The organism is Acinetobacter sp. GN11, from assembly GCF_054823985.1.
In genome coordinates this window covers 1-895 of record NZ_JRVL01000382.1, presented here as the reverse complement: position 1 = coordinate 895, position 895 = coordinate 1, and the positions used below count along the sequence as shown (strand labels likewise).

Annotated in this window: 2 protein-coding genes; both read left to right on the top strand. The window is 47.2% G+C overall.

Annotated features, from left to right (window positions below):
* A partial coding sequence (locus tag NL42_RS19625; protein ID WP_461314025.1) for a 3-oxoacid CoA-transferase subunit A occupies positions 1-289 on the top strand: 289 nt, incomplete at its 5' end.
* 18 nt (positions 290-307) lie between these two features.
* Positions 308-895 (top strand): 3-oxoacid CoA-transferase subunit B (locus NL42_RS19620; protein ID WP_461314024.1); only part of this gene is annotated, 588 nt, incomplete at its 3' end.

Below are 895 nucleotides of genomic sequence, written 5' to 3'. Positions count from 1 at the left end.
ACTTTTAGCTGAAGGCAAAGAAACCCGCCAGATCGATGGTAAAGATTACGTACTTGAATATCCAATTAAGGCTGACTTTGCCTTGATTAAAGCTTATAAGGGTGATCGCTGGGGCAATCTGGTTTACCGCAAATCTGCACGTAACTTTGGCCCGATCATGGCCATGGCTGCTGATGTGACCATTGTTCAGGTGTCTGAAGTGGTTGAGCTAGGTGGACTAGACCCGGAGCACATCATTACCCCGGGCATCTTTGTACAACACGTTGTTCAAGTACAGCCAGCACAATAAGCAATAAGGAGAAATAACATGAGCTACCAGAAACTCAGCCGTGACCAGATTGCAAAACGTGTGGCACAAGACATTCCAGATGGTGCCTATGTGAACTTGGGTATTGGCTTACCCACCAAGATCGCAAGCTATTTACCTAACGATAAAGATATTTTTCTTCATTCTGAAAATGGTCTATTGGCATTTGGCCCACCACCAGCGGAAGGTGAAGAAGACCCTGAACTGATTAATGCGGGTAAAGAATTTGTGACCATGCTCGAAGGCGGCAGCTTTTTTCACCATGGTGACTCATTTGCGATGATGCGTGGCGGTCACCTTGATATTGCGGTGCTTGGCGCATTTCAGGTTGCTGCGAATGGTGACTTGGCGAACTGGCACACGGGTGCACCCGATGCGATTCCTGCGGTAGGTGGCGCGATGGATTTAGCTGTAGGTGCTAAGAAAGTATTTATCACCACCGACCATGTGACCAAGCAAGGTGAGCCTAAGATTGTGGCTGAGCTGAGCTATCCAGTTACGGGTAAACACTGTGTTGATCGTATTTACACCGATCTGTGTGTGATTGATGTGACCCAAGATGGTTTAAAGGTGATTGAGAAAGTGGAA